At 67.0% G+C, this 26,315-nt stretch carries 24 protein-coding genes; 6 read left to right on the top strand and 18 right to left on the bottom strand.

Annotation, left to right across the window (positions count from 1 at the left end; all coding sequences use genetic code 11):
* Nucleotides 1-57 precede the first annotated feature (57 nt).
* The 7 genes from aroB to AC3A6G_RS06100 are packed head-to-tail and all read right to left on the bottom strand — an operon-like array spanning nt 58 to nt 6,867.
* Nucleotides 58-1,170, bottom strand: coding sequence for a 3-dehydroquinate synthase (gene aroB / locus AC3A6G_RS06130; protein WP_487873336.1), 1,113 nt, complete (start codon nt 1,168-1,170; stop codon nt 58-60).
* A gap of 50 nt (nt 1,171-1,220) precedes the next feature.
* A complete protein-coding gene (locus tag AC3A6G_RS06125) occupies nt 1,221-1,769 on the bottom strand; it encodes a shikimate kinase (RefSeq protein ID WP_487864289.1) in 549 nt (182 codons plus the stop codon).
* Between the two features lie 24 nt (nt 1,770-1,793).
* Nucleotides 1,794-3,935: a type IV pilus secretin PilQ gene (locus AC3A6G_RS06120; protein ID WP_487862183.1), complete on the bottom strand. Its 2,142-nt coding sequence runs from the start codon at nt 3,933-3,935 to the stop codon at nt 1,794-1,796.
* Nucleotides 3,932-4,474 (bottom strand): pilus assembly protein PilP, encoded by a 543-nt coding sequence (locus tag AC3A6G_RS06115; protein WP_487862184.1) that lies wholly within the window; start codon nt 4,472-4,474, stop codon nt 3,932-3,934. The genes AC3A6G_RS06120 and AC3A6G_RS06115 overlap by 4 nt, the downstream gene beginning before the upstream one ends.
* The gene (locus tag AC3A6G_RS06110) at nt 4,471-5,154 is read right to left on the bottom strand and encodes a type IV pilus inner membrane component PilO (protein ID WP_487862185.1); all 684 of its coding nucleotides are present in this window, start codon (nt 5,152-5,154) and stop codon (nt 4,471-4,473) included. The genes AC3A6G_RS06115 and AC3A6G_RS06110 overlap by 4 nt, the downstream gene beginning before the upstream one ends.
* A 7-nt stretch (nt 5,155-5,161) precedes the next feature.
* Complete coding sequence (locus AC3A6G_RS06105; protein WP_487862186.1) at nt 5,162-5,791, bottom strand: PilN domain-containing protein; 630 nt, start codon at nt 5,789-5,791, stop codon at nt 5,162-5,164.
* Nucleotides 5,788-6,867: a pilus assembly protein PilM gene (locus tag AC3A6G_RS06100; RefSeq protein ID WP_487862187.1), complete on the bottom strand. Its 1,080-nt coding sequence runs from the start codon at nt 6,865-6,867 to the stop codon at nt 5,788-5,790. The genes AC3A6G_RS06105 and AC3A6G_RS06100 overlap by 4 nt, the downstream gene beginning before the upstream one ends.
* 239 nt (nt 6,868-7,106) lie before the next feature.
* Here AC3A6G_RS06100 and AC3A6G_RS06095 point away from each other — a divergent pair, with 239 nt between their 5' ends.
* Nucleotides 7,107-9,515, top strand: coding sequence for a penicillin-binding protein 1A (locus tag AC3A6G_RS06095; RefSeq protein ID WP_487873335.1), 2,409 nt, complete (start codon nt 7,107-7,109; stop codon nt 9,513-9,515).
* Between the two features lie 141 nt (nt 9,516-9,656).
* On the opposite strand, the gene cyaY is transcribed toward AC3A6G_RS06095, so the two are convergent.
* Nucleotides 9,657-9,989, bottom strand: a complete 333-nt coding sequence (gene cyaY, locus AC3A6G_RS06090; protein ID WP_487873334.1) for an iron donor protein CyaY — start codon at nt 9,987-9,989, stop codon at nt 9,657-9,659.
* 12 nt (nt 9,990-10,001) lie between these two features.
* On the opposite strand from cyaY, the gene lptM reads away from it, so the two are divergent.
* Both lptM and lysA read left to right on the top strand, forming a co-directional pair.
* Nucleotides 10,002-10,256, top strand: coding sequence for an LPS translocon maturation chaperone LptM (gene lptM, locus AC3A6G_RS06085; RefSeq protein ID WP_487862190.1), 255 nt, complete (start codon nt 10,002-10,004; stop codon nt 10,254-10,256).
* Complete coding sequence (gene lysA / locus AC3A6G_RS06080) at nt 10,253-11,536, top strand: diaminopimelate decarboxylase (RefSeq protein WP_487873333.1); 1,284 nt, start codon at nt 10,253-10,255, stop codon at nt 11,534-11,536. Before lptM ends, lysA begins: the two co-directional genes overlap by 4 nt.
* Nucleotides 11,537-11,550: 14 nt before the next feature.
* Here lysA and AC3A6G_RS06075 read toward each other — a convergent pair whose 3' ends face one another.
* The 5 genes from AC3A6G_RS06075 to AC3A6G_RS06055 all read right to left on the bottom strand — a co-directional run bounded on the left by AC3A6G_RS06075 (nt 11,551) and on the right by AC3A6G_RS06055 (nt 17,689).
* Nucleotides 11,551-12,210, bottom strand: a complete 660-nt coding sequence (locus AC3A6G_RS06075; protein WP_487873332.1) for a protein-methionine-sulfoxide reductase heme-binding subunit MsrQ — start codon at nt 12,208-12,210, stop codon at nt 11,551-11,553.
* A 41-nt stretch (nt 12,211-12,251) separates the two neighbouring features.
* Entirely contained in the window at nt 12,252-13,271 is a 1,020-nt protein-coding gene (msrP, locus tag AC3A6G_RS06070; RefSeq protein ID WP_487873331.1) for a protein-methionine-sulfoxide reductase catalytic subunit MsrP, read from the bottom strand.
* A gap of 117 nt (nt 13,272-13,388) precedes the next feature.
* The gene (ccsB, locus tag AC3A6G_RS06065; protein ID WP_487862194.1) at nt 13,389-14,705 is read right to left on the bottom strand and encodes a c-type cytochrome biogenesis protein CcsB; all 1,317 of its coding nucleotides are present in this window, start codon (nt 14,703-14,705) and stop codon (nt 13,389-13,391) included.
* Entirely contained in the window at nt 14,702-16,870 is a 2,169-nt protein-coding gene (locus AC3A6G_RS06060) for a cytochrome c biogenesis protein ResB (RefSeq protein WP_487873330.1), read from the bottom strand. The genes ccsB and AC3A6G_RS06060 overlap by 4 nt, the downstream gene beginning before the upstream one ends.
* A gap of 150 nt (nt 16,871-17,020) precedes the next feature.
* A complete protein-coding gene (locus AC3A6G_RS06055; protein WP_487873329.1) occupies nt 17,021-17,689 on the bottom strand; it encodes a c-type cytochrome in 669 nt (222 codons plus the stop codon).
* Nucleotides 17,690-17,759: 70 nt separating this feature from the next.
* Here AC3A6G_RS06055 and yihA point away from each other — a divergent pair, with 70 nt between their 5' ends.
* The gene (yihA, locus tag AC3A6G_RS06050) at nt 17,760-18,503 is read left to right on the top strand and encodes a ribosome biogenesis GTP-binding protein YihA/YsxC (RefSeq protein WP_487873328.1); all 744 of its coding nucleotides are present in this window, start codon (nt 17,760-17,762) and stop codon (nt 18,501-18,503) included.
* A 70-nt stretch (nt 18,504-18,573) separates the two neighbouring features.
* Nucleotides 18,574-19,485: an alpha/beta fold hydrolase gene (locus AC3A6G_RS06045; RefSeq protein WP_487864293.1), complete on the top strand. Its 912-nt coding sequence runs from the start codon at nt 18,574-18,576 to the stop codon at nt 19,483-19,485.
* Here the strand turns inward: AC3A6G_RS06045 and AC3A6G_RS06040 are convergent.
* Complete coding sequence (locus tag AC3A6G_RS06040) at nt 19,479-20,363, bottom strand: LpxL/LpxP family acyltransferase (protein ID WP_487873327.1); 885 nt, start codon at nt 20,361-20,363, stop codon at nt 19,479-19,481. The genes AC3A6G_RS06045 and AC3A6G_RS06040 overlap by 7 nt on opposite strands.
* Nucleotides 20,360-21,253 carry a lysophospholipid acyltransferase family protein gene (locus tag AC3A6G_RS06035; protein ID WP_487873326.1) on the bottom strand — a complete coding sequence of 298 codons (894 nt, stop codon included), beginning with the start codon at nt 21,251-21,253 and terminating at the stop codon, nt 20,360-20,362. Before AC3A6G_RS06035 ends, AC3A6G_RS06040 begins: the two co-directional genes overlap by 4 nt.
* Before the next feature lie 219 nt (nt 21,254-21,472).
* On the opposite strand from AC3A6G_RS06035, the gene metK reads away from it, so the two are divergent.
* On the top strand, nt 21,473-22,657 hold the full coding sequence (gene metK, locus AC3A6G_RS06030; protein ID WP_487862201.1) for a methionine adenosyltransferase: 1,185 nt from the start codon (nt 21,473-21,475) through the stop codon (nt 22,655-22,657).
* Nucleotides 22,658-22,688: 31 nt separating this feature from the next.
* Here the strand turns inward: metK and AC3A6G_RS06025 are convergent, their stop codons facing one another.
* The 3 genes from AC3A6G_RS06025 to AC3A6G_RS06015 form a co-directional block, all read right to left on the bottom strand.
* The gene (locus AC3A6G_RS06025) at nt 22,689-24,830 is read right to left on the bottom strand and encodes a TonB-dependent receptor domain-containing protein (RefSeq protein WP_487873325.1); all 2,142 of its coding nucleotides are present in this window, start codon (nt 24,828-24,830) and stop codon (nt 22,689-22,691) included.
* Between the two features lie 62 nt (nt 24,831-24,892).
* The gene (locus tag AC3A6G_RS06020; protein ID WP_487864296.1) at nt 24,893-25,087 is read right to left on the bottom strand and encodes a hypothetical protein; all 195 of its coding nucleotides are present in this window, start codon (nt 25,085-25,087) and stop codon (nt 24,893-24,895) included.
* A complete protein-coding gene (locus AC3A6G_RS06015) occupies nt 25,084-26,289 on the bottom strand; it encodes a PepSY-associated TM helix domain-containing protein (protein ID WP_487873324.1) in 1,206 nt (401 codons plus the stop codon). Before AC3A6G_RS06015 ends, AC3A6G_RS06020 begins: the two co-directional genes overlap by 4 nt.
* Between the last annotated feature and the right edge of the window lie 26 nt (nt 26,290-26,315).

Below are 26,315 nucleotides of genomic sequence, written 5' to 3'. Positions count from 1 at the left end.
CTGCGCGCCTTCCCGCCAAGCGGGAGCGAGCTTGCTTGGGGCGGCCCGGCGCGGCGCTCATTCGCTTGCGCAGCACTGCGCGAGCACTTCGCGCACCAGCGCATCGGGCGCGCTGCGGACTGCGGCCGAGCCCGGCCTGTCGATGACTACGAAGCGGATCTCGCCCGCCTCGGACTTCTTGTCGACCCGCATCAGTTCGAGGTACCGGTCGGCGCCCAGCGCCGGTCCGACGGTCGGCAGGCCGGCGCGCTCGACCAGCCGCGTGAGCCGCTCGACAAAGGCCGCATCCACGCCGCCGAGGCGCTGCGACAGATGCGCCGCCATGACCATGCCGCAGCCGACCGCTTCGCCATGGAGCCATTCGCCGTAGCCGAGCCCCGATTCGATGGCATGGCCGAAGGTATGGCCGAAGTTGAGAATGGCGCGCAGCCCGGTCTCGCGTTCGTCCTGGCCGACGACCAGCGCCTTGATCTCGCAGCTGCGCCTCACGGCATGCGCCAGCGCAGCCGGATCGCGCGCCACCAACGCATCGATGTTCGCCTCGATCCAGTCGAGGAACGCCATGTCGTGGATCGGGCCGTACTTGATGACCTCGGCCAGGCCGGCGCTCAGTTCGCGCGGTGGCAGCGTCTGCAGCGTTTCCAGGTCGCACACCACGAGCTGCGGCTGGTAGAACGCGCCGATCATGTTCTTGCCGAGCGCATGGTTGATGGCCGTCTTGCCGCCGACCGACGAATCCACCTGCGCCAGCAGCGTGGTGGGCACCTGGACGAAGGGCACGCCGCGCATGTAGCTCGCAGCGGCGAAACCCGTCATGTCGCCAACGACACCACCGCCGAGGGCAAACAGCACCGTCTTGCGGTCGCTGCCGCGGCCGAGTAGTTGGTCGAAGATCAAATTCAGGGTCTGCAGGTTCTTGTGGCTCTCGCCGTCGGGCAGCTCGAGCAGGTGCACGCTGCGGAAGCGGCCGGCCAGCACTGCACGCAGCCGCTGGGCATAGAGCGGCGCCACGGTGGTGTTGCTGACGATCAACGCGCTGGCAGCCGAGGGCACCACGTCAAAGCTCTGCGGCACGTCGAGCAGGCCGGCGCCGATCAGAATCGGATAGCTGCGGTCGCCGAGCTGGATGTCGACGCGTTCTGTCGTGGCGGAAGATGCGGGAAGGGACATGGCAGCGAGTTTAGGCGCTGCCACGTCCCTGCCCGTTGCGCGGGTTCGGCTCAGGGCTCCGACGCTTCGGGGTAGGCGCCCGGCGAGACGATGCCGGCCAGTTCGAGCTGCATCACGATGACGTTCACCAGCATCGTGATCGAGGGCCGGCCGGTGTCGACCACGTCGTGGGCGGTCTCGCGGTAGAGCGGGTCGCGCACGTCGTGCAGCTCGCGCAGCCGGCCGAGCGGATCGGCCACCTGCAGCAGGGGCCGCTTGACATCGTGGCGCAGGCGCCGGAACAGGTCTTCGGGCGAGGAGCGCAGGTAGATCACATGGAAGCGCTCGTGCAGCTGCCTGCGGTTGGCTTCCCTGAGCACCGCGCCGCCGCCGGTGGCAAGGATGCCGTGTGGCTGCGCGCCCAAGTCCTCGATGACGGCTTGCTCAAGATCGCGAAACGCCGTCTCGCCCTCGCGCTCGAAGTAGTCGCGGATGGAGCAGCCGATGCGCTGCTCGATCACATGGTCGGTGTCGACGAACGGAAGGTCCAGGCGGGCACCGAGGCGCCGGCCCACTGCAGATTTGCCGGCGCCGGGCAAGCCGACGAATGCGATCGCCACGCGGTGGCTGCTACACCTCGCGCGTCAGCGCGCGGCGTTGCGGTCGGTAATCATCTTCGGAGTGATAAAGACGAGCATTTCGGTCTTGTTGGCAACGCGCTCGCGCTTGCGGAACAGTGCCCCGAGGTAGGGCACTTCACCCAGCACCGGCACGCGCGATTCGTCATTGGTTTCGGTGAGTTCGAAGATACCACCGATGACGACCGTGCCGCCGTTCTCGACCAGCACTTCGGTCTGCACGTGCTTGGTGTTGATAGCCGGACCTGCCGAGGTGTTCACGCCGCGAGCGTCCTTGCTGACGTCGAGCGTCAGGATGATGTTGCCTTCGGGGGTGATCTGCGGCGTGACCTCGAGCTTCAGCACGGCCTTGCGGAATGAGATGGAGGTGGCGCCGCTCGAGGTTGCCTGCTGGTAGGGGATTTCCTCGCCCTGCTCGATCAGTGCCTTGGTCTGGTCGGCGGTGATCACGCGGGGGCTGGAGACCAGCTTGCCCCTGCCGTCGGCTTCGAGCGCCGAGATCTCGAGGTTCAACATGCGCGACAAGCTCGAGTTGAACAGCGAGATCGCGAAGGCACCGGGCGTATTGCCGGTGCCGCCGGCATCGCCTGCGGGCAGGTTGATGAAGTTGGAGTTGGTCCAGGTGGCTGCTGCGCCGCCGACGCCGCCGCCGGTGGTGGCGGGCATCACGCCGACGGTGCCGAAGGCCGGATTGCCGTTGGACGACGCGACGCGTTCGCGGGAGATGCCGCCGCCCAGCCGCACGCCGAGCGATTTGCCGAAGGTGTCGGAAGCCTCGACGATCCGGGCTTCGATCAGCACCTGGCGCACCGGTATGTCGAGCTTCTGGATCAGTTCGCTGACCTGCGCGAGCCGCGACGGAATGTCGGACACGAACAGCTGGTTGGTGCGCGCTTCGGCGATCACGCTGCCGCGCGGGCTCAGGATGCGGGTGGTGGAGCCGGAGCCGCCACCGCCGCCGGCCGAGGCGCCGGTGCCGGTCAGGCCCTGGGCGATCGCGATCGCCTTGGTGTAGTTGAGCTGGAACGACTGGGTCCGCAGCGGCTCGAGGTTCTCGATCGCGGCCTTGGCCTCGAACTCGAGCTTTTCCTTGGCATTGATCTCGTCCTTGGGCGCGATCCACAGCACGGTGCCGTTCTTGCGCATGCCCAAGTTCTTGGCCTGCATGATGATGTCGAGCGCCTGATCCCAGGGCACGTCCTTCAGGCGCAGCGTCAGGGCGCCGGTGACCGAGTCGGAGGTCACGATGTTGAAGTTCGTGAAGTCGGCGATCACCTGCAGCAGCGAACGGATCTCGATGTTCTGGAAGTTCAGCGAGAGCTTCTCGCCGTTGTAGCCCACGCCCTGCGTCAGCTTGGTCGGGTCGACCTTGCGCGCGCGAAGCTCGACCACGAACTGGTTCTCGCTCTGGTAGGCGCTGTGCTCCCAGTCGCCACGCGCTTCGATGGTCATGCGGACGCGGTCGCCCGACTGCTGCGAGGTGATCAGCTGGACCGGCGTGTTGAAGTCGGCCACGTCGAGGCGGCGGCGCAGGCCCTCGGGCAGCGTCGACTTGGTGAACTCCACCACGAGGTTCTTGCCCTGCTGCCGCACATCGACGCCGACCTGGTTATTGGCCAGGTCGACGATCACGCGGCCCGAATTGTCGGGGCCCATGCGGAAGTCGACGTCGCGCAGCGGCAGGGTGTCACGGTTGCGGTTTTCGGCAAAGACCGAGGGCGTCGACGACGCGAGCGCCGTGCCCGCCACGGGCTCGAGGATCACGAGCAGCGACTTGCCCTGGATCTCGGCCTTGTAGGCAGTCGCCTGCTTGAGGTTGAGCACCACGCGGCTGCGGTCGCCCGCCTGGACCACGTTCACCGAGCGCAGGTTGCCCTGGTTCACCTCGATGGCGGAGCGCCCGATGGCGTTTGTCACGCCGGGAAAGTCGAGCGCGATGCGCGCCGGCGTCTGGACCGCGAAGCCGGTCGGCACGGCCGTGAGCGGCTGGGCGAGATCGATGCGGATCACCTCCGAACCGGACTGCGTCGAACTGGTGACCGCTTCAATAGCGTTTTGCGCATGCGCGATCGCGAACGCGCCAAATGCCAGCAGGCCCAGGCCCGCCACTCGCAGCCGCTGTACCAACGTTAGTTTCTTGTGATTCATTTCGCACTCTCTTGCAGCTGCAGTGTCGCCGCGCGTTCGATCCATTCACCGGCGGCATCCTGCACGATCTCCCGCAGGCTCACTTCGGTTTCGTTGATACGGGTGATGCGCCCGTAGTTGAGGCCCAGGTATTCGCCGACCCGCACCTTGTAGAGCAGCTTGTCGACGCGGATCAGCGCCACGGGCTGGCCGTTGCGGTTCATGCTGCCCACCATGGCCATCGCATCGAGCGGGAAGGCTTCGAGCGCCTCCTTGCGGCGCGCCAGCTCCGGCGCGATCAGTTCCGAGGTGCTCGGCTGGTTCGACTCGCGGCGCAATGCCTGGGTCAGCTTCAGCAGGTTGAACGGCTCGAAGGCCGCGCCTTCGGTATAGGCCTGCGGCGTGAACTTCTTGGGCTCGGTGATCGGCGGCACGTTGGGCTTGACCTGGGCGCGCTGCTCGGCCATCCAGCGCCGCAGCTCTTCACGCTCGGCGTCGGCGCAGGCGCTCAGGCCCAGCGCGGCCATCAGCAGCCAGAGGAATTTCGCAAACGTCCTCATTTCTTCTTCGCCTTCGGCGCAGCGGCGCGTTTCTGGGCTGCCCGCTCTTCGTCGTCGAGGTAGCGGTAGGTGCGTGCCGTGGCGTCCATCGTCAGGGTGCCGTCCTTCTCTTTTTGCGGCGTGACCGTCAGGTTGTTCAGCGTGACGATGCGCGAGAGGCTCGCGATATCGGCGGCGAAGGCGCCGATGTCGTGGTAGCGACCGGTCACGCGCACCGCGATCGGCAGCTCCGCGTAGTAGTCCTTCACCGAGACCTGGCCCGGGCGGAACAGCTCGAACTGGAGGCTGCGGCCCAGGCCGGCCTGATTGATGTCGGACAGCAAGGCGTCCATTTCGGCCTTGCTGGGCAGCTGCTTCTCGAGCAGCGTCACGTATTGCTGCACCTGCTCGCGCTGCTTCTTGAGCAGGTCGAGGTTGGCGGCCAGCCCGACCTTCTTCTTGTAGTCGGCCCGCAGCGCGACTTCGCGGGCGCGCTCGCTCTCGAGTTCGTCGTTGGCATTGGTGAGCCACACGAACCACAGCGCGACGAGCACCAGCAGCGTGACCGCCACGCACAGGGCGTAGCGCGGCACGGGCGGCCACATCGAGGGGTCGTTCGGATTCAGGTTGCGAAACTGGTCGCCGAAGTTGCGCAGTGCCGCGCCGACGTCGAGTTTCTGGGAGGGGCGATTGCTTGCCATTGTTCGTCTACCCCTTGCCCGGCGCCGGTGCCGACCCCGGTGCGGTCAGCGCCTTCTCGGCCGCCTTCTGCGCGTCGGTCGGCCGCTTGAGGCCGATGCGCATCGTGAAGTTCGCCACACGGCGCTGGTCGCGCTGGCTCAGGCTCACGGTGGCGGAGGTGATCTCGATCAGTTCGGGCTTGACGAGCCAGGGGCTGTTGTTGCCGAGATTGCGCAGCAGTTCCGAGACGCGCTCGTTCGACTGTGCCATGCCCTGCAGGGTAACGGTCTGGTTGTCCTGCTTCATGCTCGTGAGATAGACGCCATCGGGCAGTTGCCGGACCAGTTCGTTGAGCAGGTGGACCGGCAGGTTGCGGTCGCCCTGGAGGTCTTCGACCGCCTGCTGGCGTGCGCGCAGCGCGGCGATTTCTTCCTGCAGCGTGGAGATTTCCTTGATCTCGACCTCTAGCTTGGTGATCTCCGCCTTGAGGAAGCTGTTCTTGTCCTGCTGGGCCGAGATCTGCGCCTCGAACCAGAGGTAGCCGAGGCCGGCGATCACGACGCCCAGCACCGCCGCGGCGCCGAGCGCGCCATAGAACGCCTCGCGCCGCCGCTTGCGTGCGGCCTCGCGGTGCGGAAGCAGGTTGATGAGGATCACTGCACGAACCTCCGCATGGCCAGGCCGCAAGAGGTCAGGTACGAGGGCGCCTCGCGCCGGACCTTCTTCTCGCGGACGTTGGGTCCGATGTCCATGCCGTCGAACGGGTTCACGAGCGAGCAGGCGAACGAGGTCTGGCGCGTCACCGCGCTGGCCAGGCCCGGCAACGAGGCCGAACCGCCCGCGAGCAGCACGTAGTCGACCCGGTTGTGCGGCGTGCTCGTGAAGAAGAACTGCAGCGCGCGGGCGATTTCCTGGCCGATGCTCTCGACGAAGGGCTTGAGCACGCCCGAGCCGTAGTCGTCGGGCAGATCGCCGCTGCGCTTCTTGGCCTCGGCCTCCTCGGCGGAGAAACCGTACTGGCGAACGATGAGCTGGGTCAGCTGCGCGCCCCCGAAGGCTTGGTCGCGGTCGTACAGCACCTCCTGGTTGCGCAGCACCTGCATGCTGGTGGTGAAGGCGCCCACTTCGAAGAGCGCCACGACCGCATCGACCCCATTGCTCGGCAACTGCTCGATCAGGCGGGCGGCTGCAAGGCGGGAAGCGAAGGACTCGACGTCGAGGATCACGGCTTTCAGCCCGGCCGCTTCGGCCAGGCCTTCGCGATCCTGGACCTTCTCCTTGCGCGAGGCGGCGATCAGCACTTCGACGTCGCCGGCGGACGCGGTGCTCTGGCCGGTGACGCAGAAATCGAGGCTGACCTCGTCGAGCGAAAAGGGGATGTACTGGTTGGCTTCGGACTCGACCTGGATCTCGAGTTCCTGCTCGCTCATGCCGCCCGGGAGAATGATCTTCTTGGTGATGACCGCCGAGGGCGGCAGCGCCAGGGCGACATTGCGGGTGCGGGTGCCGCTCTTGCGCACGACGCGGCGCACGGCTTCGGCCACTTCGTCGAACTTCTCGACGTTGCCATCGGTGATCCAGCCCCGCTCCAGGGGTTCGATCGCGCAGCGCTCGAGAACCAGCTTGCCGCTGGCTTCGCGGCCGAGCTCGACCAGCTTGACGCTGGACGAACTGACGTCCAGGCCGAGCATGGGAGCGCCTTGCCGGCGAAACAATGATCCGAAAGAAGCCAAGTTAGGTCCCTCTAGCCCTGCATTTGTAACTAATGGAAAGATTTGCGTTCGGTTGCATGCTATCAGCAGGCGTAGCGCCATCCAAGCGGGCGGCGCGGGCAAAACTCCGGTTCGTTGTCAAAACCTGACGCGGCAGCGACATTCGGTAACTTTTGGCTTAGCGGGAAACCTCTCCCTCACAGTTGAACCCCTTTCGGGTAGTCGGCTTTTTATAATGCGCGGTGACTCTCCGGGCCCCCATGCAAGAAACTCCACGCCCCAAAGGGGCAGCCAAGACCCCCTCTCCCGCACGCCCCGCCTGGCTGAAATGGCTGCTGCGCTTTCTTGCCTGGGGATTCGGCATTGCTGCAGCCGGCGCCCTGGCGATCCTGTGCGTTATTGCCGTCGCCCTCGCGGTCGCCTACCCGAATCTGCCCGACATCTCGGAACTGTCCGACTACCGGCCGAAGCTGCCGCTGCGGGTCTTCTCTGCCGAAGGCATCCAGATTGGCGAATTCGGCGAAGAGCGCCGCAATCTAACCCCGATCGCAGCCATTCCCAAGCTCGTGAAGGACGCAGTGCTGGCCGCGGAAGACACCCGCTTCTACGATCACGGCGGCGTGGACTACAAGGGCATGGTGCGTGCCGCCATTGCCAACCTGAGCCGGGTGAAGAGCCAGGGCGCATCGACCATCTCGATGCAGGTGGCACGCAACGTGTACCTGAGCTCCGAAAAAACGCTGACCCGCAAGATCTACGAAGTGCTGCTCACCTTCAAGCTCGAGCACCTGCTGAGCAAGGATCAGATCTTCGAGATCTACCTGAACCAGATCTATCTTGGCAACCGCGCCTATGGTTTCGCCGCCGCATCGGAGGCCTACTTCGGCAAACCGCTGCACGCGCTGACCATTGCAGAGGCCGCCATGCTGGCGGGGCTGCCGAAGGCGCCGGGCGCAAACAACCCGGTCAACAATCCGCAGCGCGCCCGCGGGCGGCAGTTCTACGTGATCGACCGGATGCAGGACGCCGGTTTCATCACGGCCGAGCAGGCGGCCGAGGCCAAGAAGGAAGAACTCCACCTGCGCGACGCGTCCAACCCGGACCGGCTGCACGCCGAATTCGTGGCCGAGACGGTGCGCCAGCTGATGTACGCGCAGTACGGCGACAGTACCTACACGCGCGGCCTCAAGGTCTATACCTCGCTCGTGGCCGCCGACCAGGCCGCAGCCTACAAGGCGCTGCGCAAGGGCATCATGGACTACGAGCGGCGCCAGATCTACCGCGGGCCCGAGAAGTTCGTCGACTTGCCCAACGACCCGAAGGAACTCGACGAGGCCGTGGACGACGCGCTCGCGGAACACCCCGACAACGGCGACGTGAGGGGGGCCGTTGTGCTCCAGGCCGGGCCGAAGGAGATCTCCGCCGTGCGCGGCAACGGCGACCTGGTGCAGATCACAGGCGAAGGCCTGAAGCCCGCACAGTCAGGGCTTTCCAGCAAGGCTCCGCCAAACATCAAGATCCGTCGCGGCGCGGTGATCCGCGTGGTCAGGACGCCGAAGGACACCTGGGAGATCACCCAGTTGCCCGAAGTGGAAGGCGCCTTCATCGCCATGGACCCGCGCGACGGCGCCATCAAGGCCCTGGTGGGCGGCTTCGATTTCGGCAAGAACAAGTTCAACCACGTCACGCAGGCCTGGCGCCAGCCGGGATCGAGCTTCAAGCCGTTCATCTATTCGGCGGCCCTCGAGAAGGGCTTCACGCCGTCCACGGTCATCAACGACGGGCCTCTCTTCTTCGATGCCGGCACCACGGGCGGCCAACCCTGGGAACCCAGGAACTACGGCGGCGGCTACGACGGTCCGATGTCGATGCGCACCGCGCTCATGAAGTCGAAGAACCTGGTGTCGATCCGCATCCTGCAGTCGATCGGCACGCGCTACGCGCAGGATTGGGTCACCAACTTCGGCTTCGACAAGGAGAAGCATCCGGCCTACCTGCCGATGGCGCTCGGTGCCGGCTCGGTCACGCCGATGCAGATGGCCACCGCCTATTCGGTGTTCGCCAACGGCGGCTACCGCGTCAATCCCTACCTCGTGACCCGCATCACCGACCACAAGGACCGGGTGCTGGTCGAGAAGCAGCCGCCGCTGCTCAACGAGACGATCCGCGCGATTCCCCAGCGCAATGCGTTCATCATGAACACGCTGATGCAGTCGGTGACACGCTCGGGCACTGCCGCCAAGGCGCAAGCCCTGTTGAAGCGACCCGACCTCTACGGCAAGACCGGCACCACCAACGACTCGCTCGATGCCTGGTTCGCGGGTTTCCAGCCGACCATGACCGCCATCTCTTGGATCGGCTACGACACACCACGCAACCTGGGCGACCGCGAGACCGGCGGCGGCCTGAGCCTGCCGATCTGGGTCAACTTCATGCAGACCGCGCTCAAGGGCGTGCCGGTCACCGAACTCTCGGCGTCCCCGCCAAGCGGCGTCGTGAGCGTGGGCGGCGAGTGGTACTACGACGACTATGCACCGGGCCGCGGCGTGTCGAGCCTCGGCGTCGAGACCCCCGCCATCGCGCCCGTAGAGGCCTTGACCGGCGTGCCCGTGGCCCCGCCCCCCCCGCCCGAAGAGCGCAACCGCATCCTCGACCTCTTCAGGAACTGAAGTAGGACGCCCCCCGAAGCGGCTCACTTCGTGTAGCCGCCTCCCCCCACTGGGGCGCGCACCCGGTGGCCTGGCGGAGCCAGTTCCACGGGTGCACTGGGCTGGGGCGGGGGTGTCCGGATTCGCGGGTGGGTGTGGAGGTCAGGCCGCTTTGAATTCCAGTGGCTGCCCGGCCTGCAGGCTTGCTTCGCGCGTCAGGTTCGCGAAGAACTCCTCGCCCGTCTTGGTGTCGACCCAGGCGCTACCGTCGTGGCGGTAGTGATAGCCGCCCGAACGCGCGGCGAGCCAGATCTCCTGCAGCGGCTTTTGCAGATTGACGATCAGCTGGCTGCCGTTCCTGAACGAGATCGTGATCATGCCGCCGACCCGCTGGTTGTCGACGTCGGCGTCGGTGGCATCGTTGATGCGATCGCAGCATTGCTCGATGGCGGCGAGCGCGGCTTCGGCGCGGTCCAGGTATTCGGAGTCGGTCATTACAATTTCGTCATGTTGAATGTTCGTCAAATTCTAGTGAGCGCCTCCACCCGTGCTGCGCTCATGGTCGCCGGCCTCGCGGCTGCCGCCGCGGTCCTGTCGGCTTGCGGGCAGCGTGGACCGCTGTTCCTGCCGACCGATCCGGCGGCCGCACAGCGCGCCACCTTGCCGCAACTGCTGATCCCCGGCGGCGCGCCCGGCGCCGAGACGGCGCCTGCACCCGCTGCGCGAAGCAGTGCGCCAGTCGGCAATGGAGCGACGCGATGACGGCAAGCACCCCGCTCCCCGGCCATCCGCACATCGCCGACCAGGGCGGCGCGCTCCATGTCGAAGGCCTGAGCCTCGACGCGCTGGCCCGCGAACACGGAACCCCGCTCTTCGTCTATTCGAAGCAATGGATGCTCGACGCGCTGGCCGCCTACCAGCGCGGCTTCGAAGGGCGCGATGCGCTGATCTGCTATGCGATGAAGGCGAACGCGTCGCTCGGCGTGCTGCGCGTCTTCGCCGAGGCGGGCTGCGGCTTCGATATCGTCTCGGGCGGTGAACTGGCGCGCGTGCTGGCGGTGGGCGCCGATCCCGCGAAGATCATCTTTTCGGGGGTCGGCAAGACCCGCGCCGAAATGCGCCAGGCCCTCACGGCCGGCATCGCCTGCTTCAACGTCGAGAGCGAGGCAGAGCTCGACGTGCTCAACGAGGTGGCGCTGGCCGAGAGCAAGCGCGCACCGATCAGCATCCGCATCAATCCCAACGTCGATCCGAAAACGCACCCGTACATCTCGACCGGGCTCAAGGGCAACAAGTTCGGCATCGCACACGACCGCGCGGTCGAGGCCTACCGGCATGCCGCAGGGCTGCCCGGCATCGAGGTGGTCGGCATCGACTGCCACATCGGCTCGCAGATCACCGAGGCGTCGCCGTATCTGGACGCCTGCGACCGGGTGCTCGACCTGGTCGAAGCCATCGAGGCAGCCGGCGTGCCGGTCCATCACCTCGACTTCGGCGGCGGCCTGGGCATCGACTACAACGGCGAAGCCCCTCCCAAGGCCGATGCACTCTGGCAGCAGCTGCTCGCCAAGCTCGATGCGCGCGGCTTCGGCCAGCGCAAGCTGGTCATCGAGCCGGGCCGCTCGCTCGTCGGCAATGCAGGCGTCTGCGTGACCGAGGTGCTCTACATCAAACCGGGGCAGGAAAAGAACTTTTGCATCGTCGATGCCGCCATGAACGACCTGCCGCGGCCCGCGATGTACCAGGCGTTCCAGAGGATCGTGCCGCTGCGCCCGCGCGCCGGCGACGGCACGACCTACGACGTGGTCGGCCCGGTGTGTGAGAGCGGCGACTGGATCGGCCGCGACCGGGCACTCAACGTGGTGGCCGGCGACCGGCTGGCCGTGTTGTCCGCAGGCGCCTACTGCATGAGCATGGCCAGCAACTACAACACCCGCGGCCGGGCGGCCGAAGTGCTGGTGAGCGGCCAGGAGGCGCGGCTCATACGCCGCCGCGAAACGGTGGAAGACCAGCTGCGCACCGAGCAGCAGATCGACGGCTGAGCGGCCGGCACGGGTCAGCCGGGGCTGCTGCCGCGCAGCGGCTTCTCGCCACCGCTCGCCGCGGTGGGCTTCGGCTTGCGCTTGCCCAACGCGTGCCACACTCGCCAGCCCAGCAGCACCGCGATGATGCCCGCGTAGACGAACACCTCGGCGAAATCGTTCTTGCCGGCCCGCATCCAGAAGAAGTGCAGCAGGCCGAGGCCGGCGATCAAGTAGACCAGCTTGTGCAGCATCTGCCAGCGCTTCGCGCCCATGGCCTTGATGGCGCGGTTGAACGAGGTCGCGGCCAGCGGCGTCAACAGCACGAAGGCCGAGAACCCCACGAGGATGAACGGCCGCTTGATGATGTCGCTTGCGATCTCGCCCCAGTCGAAGCCCTTATCGAACAGGCTGTAGCACAGCAGGTGCAGCACGACGTAGAAGTACGCGTACAGCCCGAGCATGCGGCGAAAGCGCGCCAGCGCATTGAGCTTGGCCATCACCCGCAGCGGCGTCACCGCAAGCACGATGCAGAGAAAACGCAGCGTCCAGTCGCCCGTGGCGCGGATCAGGAACTCCTGGGGATTGGCCCCCAGCTGGTCGGCCACCACGCCATAGACCAGCCAGGCGAATGGCAGCAGGCACAGAAGGAAGACGAGCGGCTTGGCCGCCGGGTGCATGAGCAGCTTGTTCATGGGGCGATGCGCGCCGGGCCCGGAGGCCGGCACAGGCTCATTCAGAAGTTCTTCTTCAGGTCCATGCCGGCGTAAAGCTGCCCGACCTGGGCCTCGTAGCCGTTGAACATGAGTGTCTTGTGGCGCTTGGCAAACAACCCGCCCAGCCCGCCGCCCTCGCCGATCCGGCGCTCGGTGGCCTGGCTCCAGCGCGGATGGTCGACGTTCGGATTGACGTTGGAATAGAAGCCGTATTCGTTGGCCGCGGCCTTGTTCCACGCCGTGCTCGGTTCCTTTTCGACGAAGCGGATCTTCACGATCGACTTGGCCGACTTGAAGCCGTACTTCCAGGGCACCACGAGGCGCACAGGCGCGCCGTTCTGGTTCGGCAGCACCTCGCCGTACATGCCGAAGGCCAGCAGCGTGAGCGGATGCATGGCCTCGTCCATGCGCAAGCCCTCGACGTAGGGCCAGTCGAGCACGCGCGAGCCGACGAAGGGCATGGTCTTCGGGTCGGCGAGCGTCACGAACTCGACGAACTTCGCATTGCCCTGCGGCTCGACGCGCTTGATGAGTTCGGCCAGCGAGTAGCCCACCCAGGGAATGACCATCGACCAGCCCTCGACGCAGCGCAGGCGGTAGATGCGTTCTTCCTGTGCGCTGAGCTTGAGCAGGTCTTCGATGCCGTACTTGCCGGGCTTCTTGACCAGGCCCTCGACCTCCACGGTCCAGGGGCGCGTCTTGAGGGTGCTGGCATTCTTGACCGGATCACCCTTGTCGGTGCCGAACTCGTAGAAGTTGTTGTAGCTCGCCGCGTCCTTGTAGTCGGTGAGCTTTTCCATCGTCTGCGCGCCGGCCACGGCCGACTTGGCGCCGGGCAGCAGCGCGAGCTTGTGCGGCCCCGTGCCCTGGGCAAAGGCCTCGCGGCCCGCGAAACTCGCGAGCGCAGCACCTGCGGCACCGCCGGCCATGAGCTTGAGCAGGTCGCGCCGGCGCTCGTAGACTTCGCGCGGCGTGATTTCGCTCGCAACCGGGTGGATGAAACCGCTGCTGCGACCCTGCGGGCGGGAATGGAACGTCATGGTGGAGGCCTTTCGCGTGAATCGTTTGCTCGGGGTAGTTCGCGACTTCCCCTGATCCGGTTACGCGCTTTTGGCGCGCGCGGTTTCATTCTTCGCTAAAAAGCCGCCGTCTGCCCGTCAAAGGGTGCCGTAGCTGTGCAACCCGCTCAGGAACATGTTCACGCCGAGGAAGGCGAAGGTGGTCACGGCCAGCCCTGCCAGGGCCCACCATGCGGCCACGGTGCCGCGCAGGCCCTTGACGAGCCGCATGTGCAACCAGGCGGCGTAGTTGAGCCAGACGATCAGGGCCCAGGTTTCCTTCGGATCCCAGCTCCAGTAGCCGCCCCAGGCATCGGCCGCCCACAGTGCACCGAGCACCGTGGCAATGGTGAAGAAGGCGAAGCCGACCGTGATCGACTTGTACATCACGTCGTCGAGCACCTCGTTGGCAGGCAGCCGCGCGGCAATGCGCTTGCGGCCGAACAGGATGCCCGCGGCGATGAGTGCGGAGATGGCCGCATAGACCACCCAGTAGCTACCGCCGGCTTCCTGTGCGCGCTGGCGGAAGGCCACGGGCACGAAGCACAGCGCCATGCCCAATAGCCAGATCGGCGTGAGCTTGTACCAGCGTGTCTCGTTCGCCTGCTCCTTGACGAGGTAGGCGAAGGCCACCATGGCCGCGAGCGCGAAGGTACCGTAGCCGATGAAGTTGGCGGGCACGTGCACTTTCATCCACCAGCTCTGCAGCGCGGGCACCAGCGGCTGGATCTCGTGGGCTTCGCGCACCAGCGTGTACCAGAGCAGGAAGCCGACGGCGGCACTCACGACCAGCATGACGAAGGCGCCGAGCGACCGTGTGCGGTAGCGCTCTTCGTAGTACAGGTAGAACGCGGTCGTGAGCCAGCAGAACAGCACGAACACCTCGTACAGGTTGCTCACCGGGATGTGGCCGATGTCGGGCCCGATCTGGTGGCTTTCGTACCAGCGCACCATGGTGCCGATGAGCGCCATCGTGACGGCGGCCCAGGCCAGCCGCGATGCGATGGCTTCGAACGCATCGCCCTGCTTGCCGCCGAACAGGCCCAGCCAGTAAAACAGCGTGCTCATGAAGAACAGCACGCTCATCCAGAGGATGGCCGACTGGCTCGACAGGAAGTACTTGAGCCAGAACACCGTCTCGGCGCGCGCGAGGTCGCCCTGGTAGGACACGATGGCCAGCAGCGAGGCCGCCGCGACCACGATCGCCAGCACGCGCAGCGGCCGCCAGAACCAGCAGATGGCGATGATGGAAATCATCGCGCCCACGAGGATGGGTTTCTCGTAGTTGTCCATCGCGCTGGCGTATTGCGTCAATGCGAACAGGCCGCCGGCGATGACCAGCGCCGCGAACAACCAGTCGAACAGGCTGCGGCGCGAGAGCCAGCTTTCGTGGAGCGTGAGGGTGGTGGTGTTCATGGTGAGGCCGGCTCTTCTTTTTTCAGGGCGAGCAACTTGTGCTTGAGATGCTCGAACTCGCGATCACTGTCGATGGTCTTGCGGTTGACCGAGAACGCCATGGTCGCGGCGGTCGCAGCGGTGTCTCCGGCGCCCTCGCCGGGCGTCAGCCACACCCAGAGACGGCGCTCGCGCACGTACAGCATGGCAAAAATCCCGATGATCAGCAACAGACAGCCCAGATAGACCACGTTCTTGCCGGGCGCGCGCGCCACCTGGAAGACGCTTGCCTGCACCTGGGTGAAGTCGGTCATCAGCATCGCGACCGGTGCCGGATAGAAATGGGCGTCGCTGATGGCCAGCACCGCCTGCGTCAGGAAGGCCTGCGACTTCGGTTCGCTCGGCAATGCCGCCAGCCCCGCGCCCTCGCGGCTCAGGTTGAGCACCTCGAACAGCACGTCGTTGAGGATGCGCACCAGCACTGTGCCGGCGCGCTCGCGGTCGGCCTCGGGCACGTTGGCCTCCATGAATTCGGCAATCGCCTGCCAGCCGCCACGCGTGCTCGCGTCGGCCTTGGCGCGTTCGCTGCCGGCAAACAGGGCCAGCGCCCGCGCCGCCGAGACGCGCAGTTGCTCGGCCATTTCGGGCCGCTTCGGATCGGCCGCCTTGGCGATGTAGCGCTCGACCGCGCGGGCGCGGGTGTCGGCGTCGGCCAGCGCGGTGCGCATGCGCACGAAGCCGTCCATCGCGCCCTCTTCGTCGGCCGGCACGCGCAGGTAACGGAAAGGCTCCTCGGGCTTCTCGCGCATGCCGAGCAGGAACACCGGCTGGCCGTCGCCCGTGTCGACCGGCACCATGTAGTTCTGGTACTCGCGCGCCTGGCCCGCGGCATCGCGCAGCTTGTAGCCGATGCTCGGGCCGATGTTGCGCAGCACTTTCGGCTTGTTGGTCTTGTTGGCCGCACCGAAGCGCGACTCGATGTCGTGGCGCAGGTCGACCTTGCGCACGTCGGCGCCGCTGCTCATGGCGCCGCCATCCGCGAAATTTTCGACGTTGATCACGCGCAGCGCCGCGTATTCGAGCGTGAGCTTCTCGGTGCCGTTGGTGATCTCGGTGCTCGGGCCGCCGATCACGCCCTCGACCTCGAAAGGCTTGGCCGCGGCGGCCATCGGCACGGCCTTGAGCTTCACGCGCGAGCCCCCGTCGTCGAAGCTCGACTGGTAGATCTCCACGCCCTTGTAGCTCGCGGGATGGTTGACCTCGATGCGCGCCGGCACCTGCGCGCCGGTTTCACGGTCGTGCAGCACCACCTCGCTCGCGAACAGCTTGGGCATGCCGGTCGAGTAGTAGTCGACGATGAATTTCTTGAGCTCGATCGAGAACGGCAGCTCCTGCAGCAGCACACCGTCGGACTGTTGCAGGATGGCCACGCTGCCCTGCCCGCCCTCTGGCACCAGGATGTTGCCGCGGAAGGTGGGGTTGCGCGGCGAGAGCCGGTGTTGCGCCGGCACGTCGGCGATCATGCCGCCGCCGGTGAACACGCTCTTGCCGTTGAACCAGGTCTGGGCGCGCACCACGAGGTCGCCGTCGAGCAGGCCGCCGATGCAGACCAGCACGATCGCGCTGTGGGCCGCGATGTAGCCGAGCTTGTGGGCGCCGCCCGCGCGCGCGGCCACCATCCAGCCGGCGCCGGTTTGCCCGTCGGCACCGTCGCGCTGCTGCAACTTGACCTTCCAGCCACCGCTCACCAGCAGCTGGCCGATGCGGTTGGCAGCGGCCGCGGGCGCCTCGTCGAGCCGGCTCTCGGCACGCTGGCCGAAAGCCTTGAGGCTCTGCGCGCGGATGTCTTCCTTGAAGGTCTTGAGGTCCACCAGGATGCGCGGCGTGTTGCGCGCAATGCACAGCGAGGTACTGACCACCAGGAACAACAGGATCAGCAGGAACCACCAGGCGCTGTACACCGAATCGAGCTTGGCCGCGCGGAACAGCTCGGCCCAGAAGGGCCCGAACTGGTTGATGTAGTTGTTGATGGGCTCGTGCTGCTTGAGCACGGTGCCGATGATCGATGCGATGCAGATGACCGTGAGCAGCGCGATCGCGAAGCGCATCGAGGACAGCAGTTCCACCGCAGCGCGAAGCACTTGCGGGCCGCGATGGACGCGAAGGCCGTGGGTGGAGACAGACATCGGGCAGCGAACGTGAAAAGAAGAAGAAAAGGGCAGGAAAGCGGGAAAAACAAAAGGGCGGGCCATCCAGCTGGATCGGCCCGCCCTCTGTTTGGGATTTTTATCGGCGGTTAGTTCAAGCGGTGCATGCGCCCTGAGCGCAGCGGTGCGTCAACGCAGGCCGGCGATGTAATCGGCCACGGCCTTGATCTCGCGGTCGTTCAGCTTGGCCGCGACGTCGCTCATCGGGATGCTGTTGAGGCGAACCTTGTCGCGGAACGCCACCAGCTGCGCCGCGGTGTAGTCGGCATGCTGGCCGCCCAGGCGCGGGTACTGCGCGGGCATGCCGGCGCCGTTGGGGCTGTGGCAGCCGGCGCAGGCCGGGATCTGGCGATCGGCAATGCCGCCGCGGTAGATCCGCTCGCCGAGCGCCACAAGGTCCTTCTCCTTGGAGAAGCCGGTCTTGATCTGCTTGGAGCCGACGAACCAGGCGATGTCGCGCATGTCCTGGTCGGACAGCTTCGCGGCCAGCGGCTGCATGATCGGGCTCTTGCGCTTGCCGGACTTGAATTCCTGCAGTTGCTTGAGGATGTATTCGGGATGCTGTTGCGCCAGCTTCGGGTTCGCCGGGATGGCCGAGTTGCCGTCGGCGTTGTGGCACGAAGCGCAGCTTTGGCTGTTTGCCGGCGTCGCACTGAACAGCGTATCGCCCCTGGCCGGGTCGGGCTTGGCTGGCTTGGCGGCCGCCGCAGGGGCAGTTGCAGGCTCTTCAGCTGCAAAACTCGCGCTGGCTGCAACGCCCATGAGGGCTGCAAGCAGAAAATTGGCAAACAACTTCATATCGGGGGCTCGATTTATTGGCGCAAAACCCCGCGATTCTACAATGGCGGCTCGTACCGAAAGCCTATTGATGACCAGCCCGTCGCGCAAGCACGCCGCCCCCCCTTCCCGCGCGACCCCGGCCGTGGACCCTGTCGTCGCCGAGCGCGAGCGCATTGCGCTCGGCTGGCTGCACACCGCCCACTTCCTGACCAGCGCGCCGCAGCTCGAGCATCTGCCGCCGATCGAGCTGCCCGAGATCGCCTTCGTCGGCCGCTCGAATGCAGGCAAGTCGACCGCCATCAACACGCTCACGCAGCAGACGCGGCTGGCTTTTGCCTCCAAGACGCCGGGCCGCACCCAGCACATCAACCTGTTCGGCGTCGGCAAGCAGAAGGCGGACGACGCCGTGCTGGCCGACCTGCCGGGCTACGGCTATGCCGCGGTGCCCAAGGAGGCCAAGCTGCGCTGGCAGCGGGTCATGGGCAACTACCTGATCACGCGCGAGAACCTGCGCGGCGTGGTGCTGATGTGCGACCCGCGCCAGGGCCTCACCGAGCTCGACGAGATCCTGCTGGACGTGATCCGCCCGCGCGTGCAGCAGGGGCTCAAGTTCCTCGTGCTGCTGACCAAGGCCGACAAGCTCACGCGCAGCGAGGGCGCCAAGGTGCTGTCCATCACGCGACTGCAGGCCGGCGGCGGCGAGGTCAAACTGTTCTCCGCGCTCAAGAAACAGGGCGTCGGCGAAGCCGCCGAGCTGCTGTGGCGCTGGGCGCATCCGACCGAAGAGACGACGCAGGCAACGCCGCCGCCCGAGACCACCGACGGCCCGTAGCGAATCCGCCGCGGCCCGGCTCTCCCGGCGTGCAGCTATCGAAACCATAGCAAAGAGAGGCCAGGCCACCATGATCGAGACCTTCCAGCGCCAACTGCCGAACGGCACCACCCTGAGCTGCCGCGCGGCCGGCACACCGGGGCGGCCGTTGATGATGTTCCTGCACGGCTTCCCCGAGGCCGCGTTCATCTGGGACGAACTGCTCGCGCATTTCGCCGACCCGGCGCACGGCGGCTATCGCTGCGTCGCGCCGAACCTGCGCGGCTTCGAACGATCGAGCGCTCCCGCCGACGTGGCCCAGTACAAGGCCCATCTGCTGATCCAGGACATCCAGCAGCTCGTCGCCACCGAAAACCCGGCCGGCACGCTGGCCGCATTGGTAGCCCACGACTGGGGCGGCGCCTTCGGCTGGGGCTATGCCAACGCGTTCCCTGGGCAGGTCGAGCGGCTGGTCATCGTCAATTCGCCGCACCCGGGCACCTTCGCGCGCGAGCTGCGCGACAACCCGGCGCAGCAGCAAGCCAGCGCCTACATGAACTTCCTCGCGCGGCCCGACGCCGAGACGCTGCTCGCCGAAGACGACTACCGGCGCATGTGGCCTTTTTTCACGATGATGAAAGCGGGCCCCGATGGCCACGGCTGGCTGACCGACGAAGTGAAGCAGCAGTACCGCGAGGTCTGGAACGCAGGCCTGACGGGCGGCTGCAACCTCTACCGCGTGACGCCGCTGAAGCCGCCTCCGCCGGGCCAGAGCGCCGACAGCATCCCGGTGCCACCGCGCGAGCGCCTCACGGTGAACGTGCCGACACTGGTGCTCTGGGCACTCGACGACGTGGCGCTGCTGCCGGGACTGCTCGAGGGCCTCGACGACTACGTGCCCAACCTCGTCGTGAAGAAGGTGCCCGGCGCCACCCACTGGATCGTGCACGAGCAACCCGGGCTGGTCGCCGGCGAGATCGAGGCGTTCGTGCGCCCTCAGTAGATCGGCGCTTCTCCGTCGGGCCGGGTCTTGAAGCGCCGGTGTACCCAGTAGTACTGCGCGGGCATCGCATCGATGTAGCCCTGCAGCCGCAGGTTCATCAGCGTCGTGTCGGCGGCCACGTCGTCGGTCGGAAAGTTCTGCCAGGCCGGCAGCACCTCGACCTCGTAGCCCTCGCGCGTGAGCTTCGAGACGATCGGCACCACCTTCGCCTTGCCCAGCCGCGCAAAGCGCGACAGCGACGGCACGGTGGCGGCCTGCACGCCGTAGAACGGCACGAAGATCGTCTGGTCGCGGCCGAAATCCATGTCGGGCAACAGGTAGAGCAAGCCGCCCTTGCGCAGCCCCGCGAGCACCGGCTTGATGCCGTCGACGCGGTTGAGCGCGGCCACGTTGCCGAAGCGCGTGCGACCCTGGCGAATCCATTCGTCGACCATCGGATCGCGCTGGGTCGTGTAGATGGTGGCCGAGGGCCGCTCGGTGTGCATGGTCAGCGCGGTGGCCGCGGCATCGAGGCCGTAGAAGTGCGGCGCGAACAGGATCATTGGCGCCTCGCCGTCGGCGATCTCGCGGATCTCGGGCACCGAGCCCACCACCTTGAGGCGGCTTGCCACCACGCGCTCGGGCGCATGCCAGAGCCAGCTGCGGTCGAGCCAGGACTGCGCCACGTACACGAAGGTCTGGCGCGCGATGGCACGGCGCTCGGCCTCGGACTTGTGCGGAAAGCAGACCGCCAGATTGCGGTCGACCACGCGCCGGCGCGGCACGGCGAGCGTGTGCAGCACGCGCCCGAGCACAGCGCCGACACCGCGCACGAGCGGCAGGGGCAAGGGCGCGATCGCGCGCATGAAACCGATGCCGAGTCGCGAACCAAGGCTCATGGCGCCTCCCCCGCGGCCGCGGCCGCCACACGCTCGGCCCGCGGTTCCTTGTAGCGCGCATAGTCCCACACATACTGGCCCGGCAGGCTGCGGATCAGCCTGCCGATGGCATCGTTCATGGCGGTGGCGGCCTCTTCGACGGACGCCTTCGGATCGGTGAGCGCCGTGCCGACGATCGGCTCGAACCGGATCACGTAGCCCGCGCCGCGCGGCAGCCGCTCGCACACGCTCAGGAAGCAGGCCGCGCCGGTCTGCTGCGCGAGGCGCGGCAGCAAGGTCATGGTGTAGGCCGGCCGCCCCAGGAACGGCGCCCACACGCCCTGCCCTGCCGGCGGCACCTGGTCGGGCAGGATGCCGGTGTAGCCGCCGCTGCGCAGCGTGCGGATCAGGCCGCGCACGCCCGTGTTGTTGGTCGGCAGCGTCTGCAGCCCGGGGCGGTCGCGCGAGCCGGCGGCGATCAGTTCGGCCATCCACTTCTTGCGCGCCGGACGGAACAGCGCCGTGATCGGCCCGAAGGTGGAAAGAAAGCGCTCGCCGATGGCCTGGCCGCACATCTCCCAGCTGCCGAGGTGCGGCGCCACCAGGATCACGCCCTTCTTCGCGCGCATGGCCGCCTCGAAGGCCTCGACGCCTTCCCATCGCACCACGCGCGACAGCACGGTCTCGCCCTGCGGCCGCAGCCACAGCCAGGGCAGTTCCGATACCATGTGGCCGGCCGCCGCGATCGCCGGCCGGTATTGCGCGGGAGAGACTCCCGCGCTCTCGGCGTTGGCCTTGAAACGGCGCCGGTAGCCGGGCGCACAGAACCAGACCAGCCAGCCCAGCAAGCTGCCGAGGCCATGCATCAGCGGCATCGGCACGCGGGCAAGCAGGCGAAACAGGGTGATCATCAACGGGCGGGAACGGGTGTCAAAAGCGGGACGCGCGCGCATGTTATTGCGCGGCTCGAATACAATCGAAATTGTCGCCGAGTTACGGAACAACTTGCAGGGCGACAAACACAAGCGCGAAGCGATTGTGCCCCGCCGATCACCGGCATCTGCTAAAGCGTTCGCCAGGGCTCCGCAGAGTTGGCAACGCGCCAAGTCACTTCTAGGAGTTTTGTACAAATGGCGAACGACTTTCTCTTCACTTCCGAATCGGTCTCCGAAGGCCATCCCGACAAGGTCGCCGACCAGATCTCGGACGCCATCCTCGACGCGATCTTCGAGCAGGACCCCCGCAGCCGCGTGGCCGCCGAGACCCTGACCAACACCGGTCTCGTGGTGCTCGCCGGCGAGATCACCACCAACGCGCACGTCGACTACATCCAGGTGGCGCGCGACACGATCAAGCGCATCGGCTACGACAACACCGACTACGGCATCGACTACAAGGGCTGCGCCGTGATGGTCTGCTACGACAAGCAGTCCAACGACATCGCCCAGGGCGTGGACCACGCGAGCGACGACCACCTCAACACCGGCGCCGGCGACCAGGGCCTGATGTTCGGCTATGCCTGCGACGAGACGCCCGAGCTGATGCCCGCGCCCATCTACTATGCGCACCGCCTCGTCGAGCGCCAGGCCCAGCTGCGCAAAGATGGCCGCCTGCCCTTCCTGCGCCCCGACGCCAAGAGCCAGGTCACGATGCGCTACGTCGACGGCAAGCCGCACAGCATCGACACCGTGGTGCTCTCCACCCAGCACAGCCCCGACCAAAGCGAAACGCCCACCAAGATGAAGGCTTCGTTCAACGAAGCCATCATCGAGGAGATCATCAAGCCGGTGCTGCCCAAGGAGTGGCTGCAGAACACGCGCTACCTGATCAACCCGACCGGGCGCTTCGTCATCGGCGGCCCCCAGGGCGACTGCGGCCTCACGGGCCGCAAGATCATCGTCGACACCTATGGCGGCGCCTGCCCGCACGGCGGTGGCGCGTTCTCGGGCAAGGACCCGTCGAAGGTCGACCGCTCGGCCGCCTATGCCGCGCGCTACGTGGCCAAGAACGTGGTGGCCGCCGGCCTGGCGCGCCAGTGCCAGATCCAGGTGGCCTACGCGATCGGCGTGGCGCAGCCGATGAACATCACGGTCTACACCGAAGGCACCGGCGTGATCCCCGACGACAAGATCGCCGAGCTCGTGCGCGAGTTCTTCGACCTGCGCCCGAAGGGCATCATCCAGATGCTCGACCTGCTGCGCCCGATCTACCAGAAGACCGCCGCCTATGGCCACTTCGGCCGCGAAGAGCCCGAGTTCACCTGGGAAGCGACCACCCAAGCTGCGGCGCTGCGCGCGGCGGCGGGCCTGAAGTAAACGAGGCGCAACGACGCGATGGTGGGCCCGGTCAGAAGCGGTACGCGCCGTTCAGGCCCACCGTCCAGTTGCGGCCCGGCGCGGGCTCGAAATAGCGCGCATTGCCTTCGTTGACGATGACCGAGCCCACGTAGCGCCGGTCGAACAGGTTGTCGACGCGCGCGAAAGCGTTGAACTCCCAGCGCTCCCATTTCCTGAGATAGCCGGCGTACAGCGCCGCCACCGCATAGCCCGGCGCGCTCGCGCTGTTGGCGTCGTTGGCCTGAATGCGCCCGAGCGCGCGCATCTCGATGCCCGCACGCCAGCCTTCGGGCGGCACCCAGCCGAGTGACGCGTAGAGCGATTGCTGCGCAATCCCGGGAATGCGGTTGCCGGCCGCGACCTGGCTGGATGCGGTGCATGGCGACGGCGAGCAGAAGGTATCGCGGTAGCGCGCATCGAGCCAGGTGTAGGCCAGCTGCGTGCGCCAGTGGTTGGTCGTTTCGTGCTGCCAGGCGAGCTCGAAGCCGTCGCGGCGCGTGCGGCCCGCATTCTGGAAGGTGGCACGCCCGCCGCTGTTGGTGTCGGTCACGATCTCGTCGCGCGTGCGCGTCTGGAACAGCGCTGCGGTCAGCAGGCCGCCGCCCAGCCGGGCCTTGGCGCCAAGCTCGACGCTGTCGTTGACGGCCGGACGCAATGCGAAGTTGAGCCCGCTGGCGCCGCCGGCGCGGTACGAGAGTTCGTTCAGCGTCGGCGTCTCGAAGCCCCGCCCGATCGATCCGTACAGCGCGAGGTCGCGCGTGGCTTGAAAGCGCAACGAGGCCACCGGCAGTGTCTTGGCGTGGCGTGCACTGCCGCTGTCGTCGCGGTTGGGGCCGAGGATGTAGCGGTCGCGCGAATCGAAGTGCACGCTGCTGCGGCGCACACCGGCTTCGAGCGTCCATCGCTCGGCCAGCCGCCAGGTGGCCTGCGCGTATGGGTCGAGGTTCCAGACCTCGTTGCGCTCGTTGCGCCGCAGCCGACCCTGTACGCCGAGCAGTGCCGACGAGGCGGGCCCCAGGTAGTTCTCGTGGCCGCGCCGCGATTCGCGCAGGCTGTCGTAGCCCAGGCCCGCCACCACGTCGAAGGGCCGTCCAGCCACGGTCCAGGCGGCGCTCCAGCGCAGGTCGATGCCGCTGTACTGCCGCGAAAGGTCGATGACGCCGCCGGCATGCAGCGGGTTCTGCTGCGCGGAGGGCGGGATCGACTGGTACTGCACGGTCTTGCGCTCGCCGCCGTAGACCATCAGCCGCAATCCCTGCGTCGCATCGATGCGGCGTTCGTACAACAGGCCGAGCTGGGTCTGCTCGACCGTCTTGCGCGTGTCGTACTGCATGGCGAGCGGCGCACCGCGCGGCGCGAGCGCGTACTGGCTCGCGGTCAGGCCCAGCGGGTCCTGCGCATCGATGCGCACGCTGTTGACCACCAGCGTCAGGCGGTCACCGTTGTCGAGCGCGACGCCGAGCTTGCCGTTCACGAGGTCGCGCCGGGCCGCGCTGTGCGCGCGCCATCCCTCGGTGCGGAACCGGCTCGCGTTCAGCAGGTAGTCGACCGCGCCCTGCGATCCGCTGGCCTGCAGCGACTGGCGCCAGGTGCCGAAGCTCCCGCCCGCCGCCGAATAGGCAAGCCTCGGCGCGCCTTCGCCCGATGCGGTGAAGGCCTGCAGCACACCGCCCGACGAGTTGCCGTAGAGCGCCGAAAAGGGTCCGCGCAGGATCTCGATGCGATCGATCGAGCCGATGTCGATGTTGGAGGTCTGCCCCTGCCCGTCGGGCAGCGTCGCCGGAATGCCGTCGACATAGAGCCGCACGCCGCGCACCCCGAAGGTCGAGCGCGCGCCGAAGCCGCGGATCGAGAGCTGCAGGTCCTGCGCGTAATTCATGCGGTTCTGCACCTGCAGACCCGGCACGCTCCCGAGGCTCTCGGAGAGATTGACCTGCAGGCGGCTGTCGCGCATATCGGCGCCGTCGATCCGGTCGACCGAGCCCGGCACGCTGAAGGGCGCGACCTCGCCGCGCGGCGTCGACACGGTGACCTCGGGCAACTGGCCGCGGTCGGCCTGCGGCGGTGCTGCCATCTGCGCCTGCGCGATCAGGGGGATGCCGAATAGCAAGACCCGCGTTGTGGCGACACTGGCGGAAAAGGCGGAGTTCATGCGCCGATTCTGCTTCGGCGCGCGCCGCCCGGCCTACCGGCAACCACCCGGTCGGGTCGGGATCAACTTTTGCCTTTGCGCCAGCCGAACCAGGCGCACACTGCCACGGGGACGCCCAGAGCAAACCAGGCGACCACATCGCCTGCCCCACCGTCGCTGAACAGCGCGGAGATGAGGCCCACCCCGGTCAAGAGGCCAAGTGCGATCGGCCAGCCCCACATGCGTCCGAACGACTGCGAATGGCGCTGCGGCTTCATGCCTGCACCTTCATCGCCGGCGCCGGTTCGCCTGGCTTTCCGCCGCCCTGCGCCGGCGTTCGCCCGGCGGCGCCGGCCGCCGCGGCAGGCCCAGCCGGCGTGGGCACCGTGTTGCCGCGCTTGAGCCAGAGATAGAGCCCGCTGCCCAGCACGATGATGGTCGCGATGTCGAGCAGCGCCCAGAGGATCTGCATCGGCATGCCGCCGTAGTCGCCGAAGTGCAGCGGCTGCGACACCAGGAGCGCGGTCAGGTACCACGGCAGCTCGGGCACGGCCGTGACCTGCGCGGTCTTGGCGTCGACCAGCACCGGCTTCAGCAGCTTCGAGGTGAAGGGCTCGTTGCCCCGCATGAAGAAGGTCGTGTGGTGCGGGCTCGAGAACGCGGTGCCCGGGAAGGCGATGAACGACAGCTCCATGCCGGGCGCCTGCTGGACGGCGGCTTCCAACGATCGCTGGACCGAGGCCCGCTCGGCCACGGCCACCGTCGGTTCGCCCTTGTACGGCGCCAGCAACGCGCTCAGCTGGTCGTACTGCCAGTACTTGATGAGCAGGTCCGCCCAGGTGTTGATCATGCCCGTGGCGCCCACCACGAACACCCACACCAAGGTGACGATGCCCAGCAGGTTGTGCAGGTCGAGCCACTTCAGGCGGGGGCGCTTCTCGCGGCGCACGGTGCCAAATTCGAGCTTGCGCATGAACGGCGCATAGAGCACCACGCCCGAGACCACGGCCACCAGCAGCAGCAGGCCCATGAAGCCCAGGAACAGCTTGCCCGCGAGCCCGGCGAACAGGTCGACGTGCAGCTTGAACATCACGTACATGAAGCCCTCGCCGAACTTGGGCTCTGCCAGCACGGCGGCGGTGCGCGCATCGACCGCCACCGACTTGAAGTCGTCGGTGGGATCGGGCGTTGGCGTCAGCGTGACGAACCACAGGCCTTTGTCGTCCTCGGGCTGCGACGCGAACTGCACCACGCGGTCGGGATGCTTCGCACGCGCAACCTCGAGCACGCGGTCCAGGCTTGCGCGCGGCGTGTCCGCCGGCATGGCGGGCGACTCGACCTCGGTGCCCAGCAGATGCCCGATCTCATGGTGAAAGATCAGCGGAAGCCCCGTGATGCACAGCAGCAGCATGAACACGGTGCATACCAGGCTGCTCCACTTGTGCACCCAGGCCCAGGTCTTGATCTTGCGGCTGTTCATGTCGCGGCGGCTCCGGTCGAAAGTGA

It is taken from the genome of Variovorax sp. Soil_C_26 (assembly GCF_057657075.1).
This window is presented reverse-complemented; position numbering and strand designations above follow the sequence as displayed.

What these genes read in the sequence shown, in the direction of transcription:
- aroB (WP_487873336.1), bottom strand. Translation starts at nt 1,170, where the DNA reads ATGTCCCTTCCCGCATCTTCCGCCACGACAGAACGCGTCGACATCCAG.
- AC3A6G_RS06120 (WP_487862183.1), bottom strand. Translation starts at nt 3,935, where the DNA reads ATGAATCACAAGAAACTAACGTTGGTACAGCGGCTGCGAGTGGCGGGC.
- AC3A6G_RS06115 (WP_487862184.1), bottom strand. Translation starts at nt 4,474, where the DNA reads ATGAGGACGTTTGCGAAATTCCTCTGGCTGCTGATGGCCGCGCTGGGC.
- AC3A6G_RS06110 (WP_487862185.1), bottom strand. Translation starts at nt 5,154, where the DNA reads ATGGCAAGCAATCGCCCCTCCCAGAAACTCGACGTCGGCGCGGCACTG.
- AC3A6G_RS06095 (WP_487873335.1), top strand. Translation starts at nt 7,107, where the DNA reads ATGCAAGAAACTCCACGCCCCAAAGGGGCAGCCAAGACCCCCTCTCCC.
- cyaY (WP_487873334.1), bottom strand. Translation starts at nt 9,989, where the DNA reads ATGACCGACTCCGAATACCTGGACCGCGCCGAAGCCGCGCTCGCCGCC.
- lptM (WP_487862190.1), top strand. Translation starts at nt 10,002, where the DNA reads ATGTTGAATGTTCGTCAAATTCTAGTGAGCGCCTCCACCCGTGCTGCG.
- lysA (WP_487873333.1), top strand. Translation starts at nt 10,253, where the DNA reads ATGACGGCAAGCACCCCGCTCCCCGGCCATCCGCACATCGCCGACCAG.
- AC3A6G_RS06075 (WP_487873332.1), bottom strand. Translation starts at nt 12,210, where the DNA reads ATGAACAAGCTGCTCATGCACCCGGCGGCCAAGCCGCTCGTCTTCCTT.
- msrP (WP_487873331.1), bottom strand. Translation starts at nt 13,271, where the DNA reads ATGACGTTCCATTCCCGCCCGCAGGGTCGCAGCAGCGGTTTCATCCAC.
- ccsB (WP_487862194.1), bottom strand. Translation starts at nt 14,705, where the DNA reads ATGAACACCACCACCCTCACGCTCCACGAAAGCTGGCTCTCGCGCCGC.
- AC3A6G_RS06060 (WP_487873330.1), bottom strand. Translation starts at nt 16,870, where the DNA reads ATGTCTGTCTCCACCCACGGCCTTCGCGTCCATCGCGGCCCGCAAGTG.
- AC3A6G_RS06055 (WP_487873329.1), bottom strand. Translation starts at nt 17,689, where the DNA reads ATGAAGTTGTTTGCCAATTTTCTGCTTGCAGCCCTCATGGGCGTTGCA.
- yihA (WP_487873328.1), top strand. Translation starts at nt 17,760, where the DNA reads ATGACCAGCCCGTCGCGCAAGCACGCCGCCCCCCCTTCCCGCGCGACC.
- AC3A6G_RS06045 (WP_487864293.1), top strand. Translation starts at nt 18,574, where the DNA reads ATGATCGAGACCTTCCAGCGCCAACTGCCGAACGGCACCACCCTGAGC.
- AC3A6G_RS06040 (WP_487873327.1), bottom strand. Translation starts at nt 20,363, where the DNA reads ATGAGCCTTGGTTCGCGACTCGGCATCGGTTTCATGCGCGCGATCGCG.
- AC3A6G_RS06035 (WP_487873326.1), bottom strand. Translation starts at nt 21,253, where the DNA reads ATGATCACCCTGTTTCGCCTGCTTGCCCGCGTGCCGATGCCGCTGATG.
- metK (WP_487862201.1), top strand. Translation starts at nt 21,473, where the DNA reads ATGGCGAACGACTTTCTCTTCACTTCCGAATCGGTCTCCGAAGGCCAT.
- AC3A6G_RS06025 (WP_487873325.1), bottom strand. Translation starts at nt 24,830, where the DNA reads ATGAACTCCGCCTTTTCCGCCAGTGTCGCCACAACGCGGGTCTTGCTA.
- AC3A6G_RS06020 (WP_487864296.1), bottom strand. Translation starts at nt 25,087, where the DNA reads ATGAAGCCGCAGCGCCATTCGCAGTCGTTCGGACGCATGTGGGGCTGG.
- AC3A6G_RS06015 (WP_487873324.1), bottom strand. Translation starts at nt 26,289, where the DNA reads ATGAACAGCCGCAAGATCAAGACCTGGGCCTGGGTGCACAAGTGGAGC.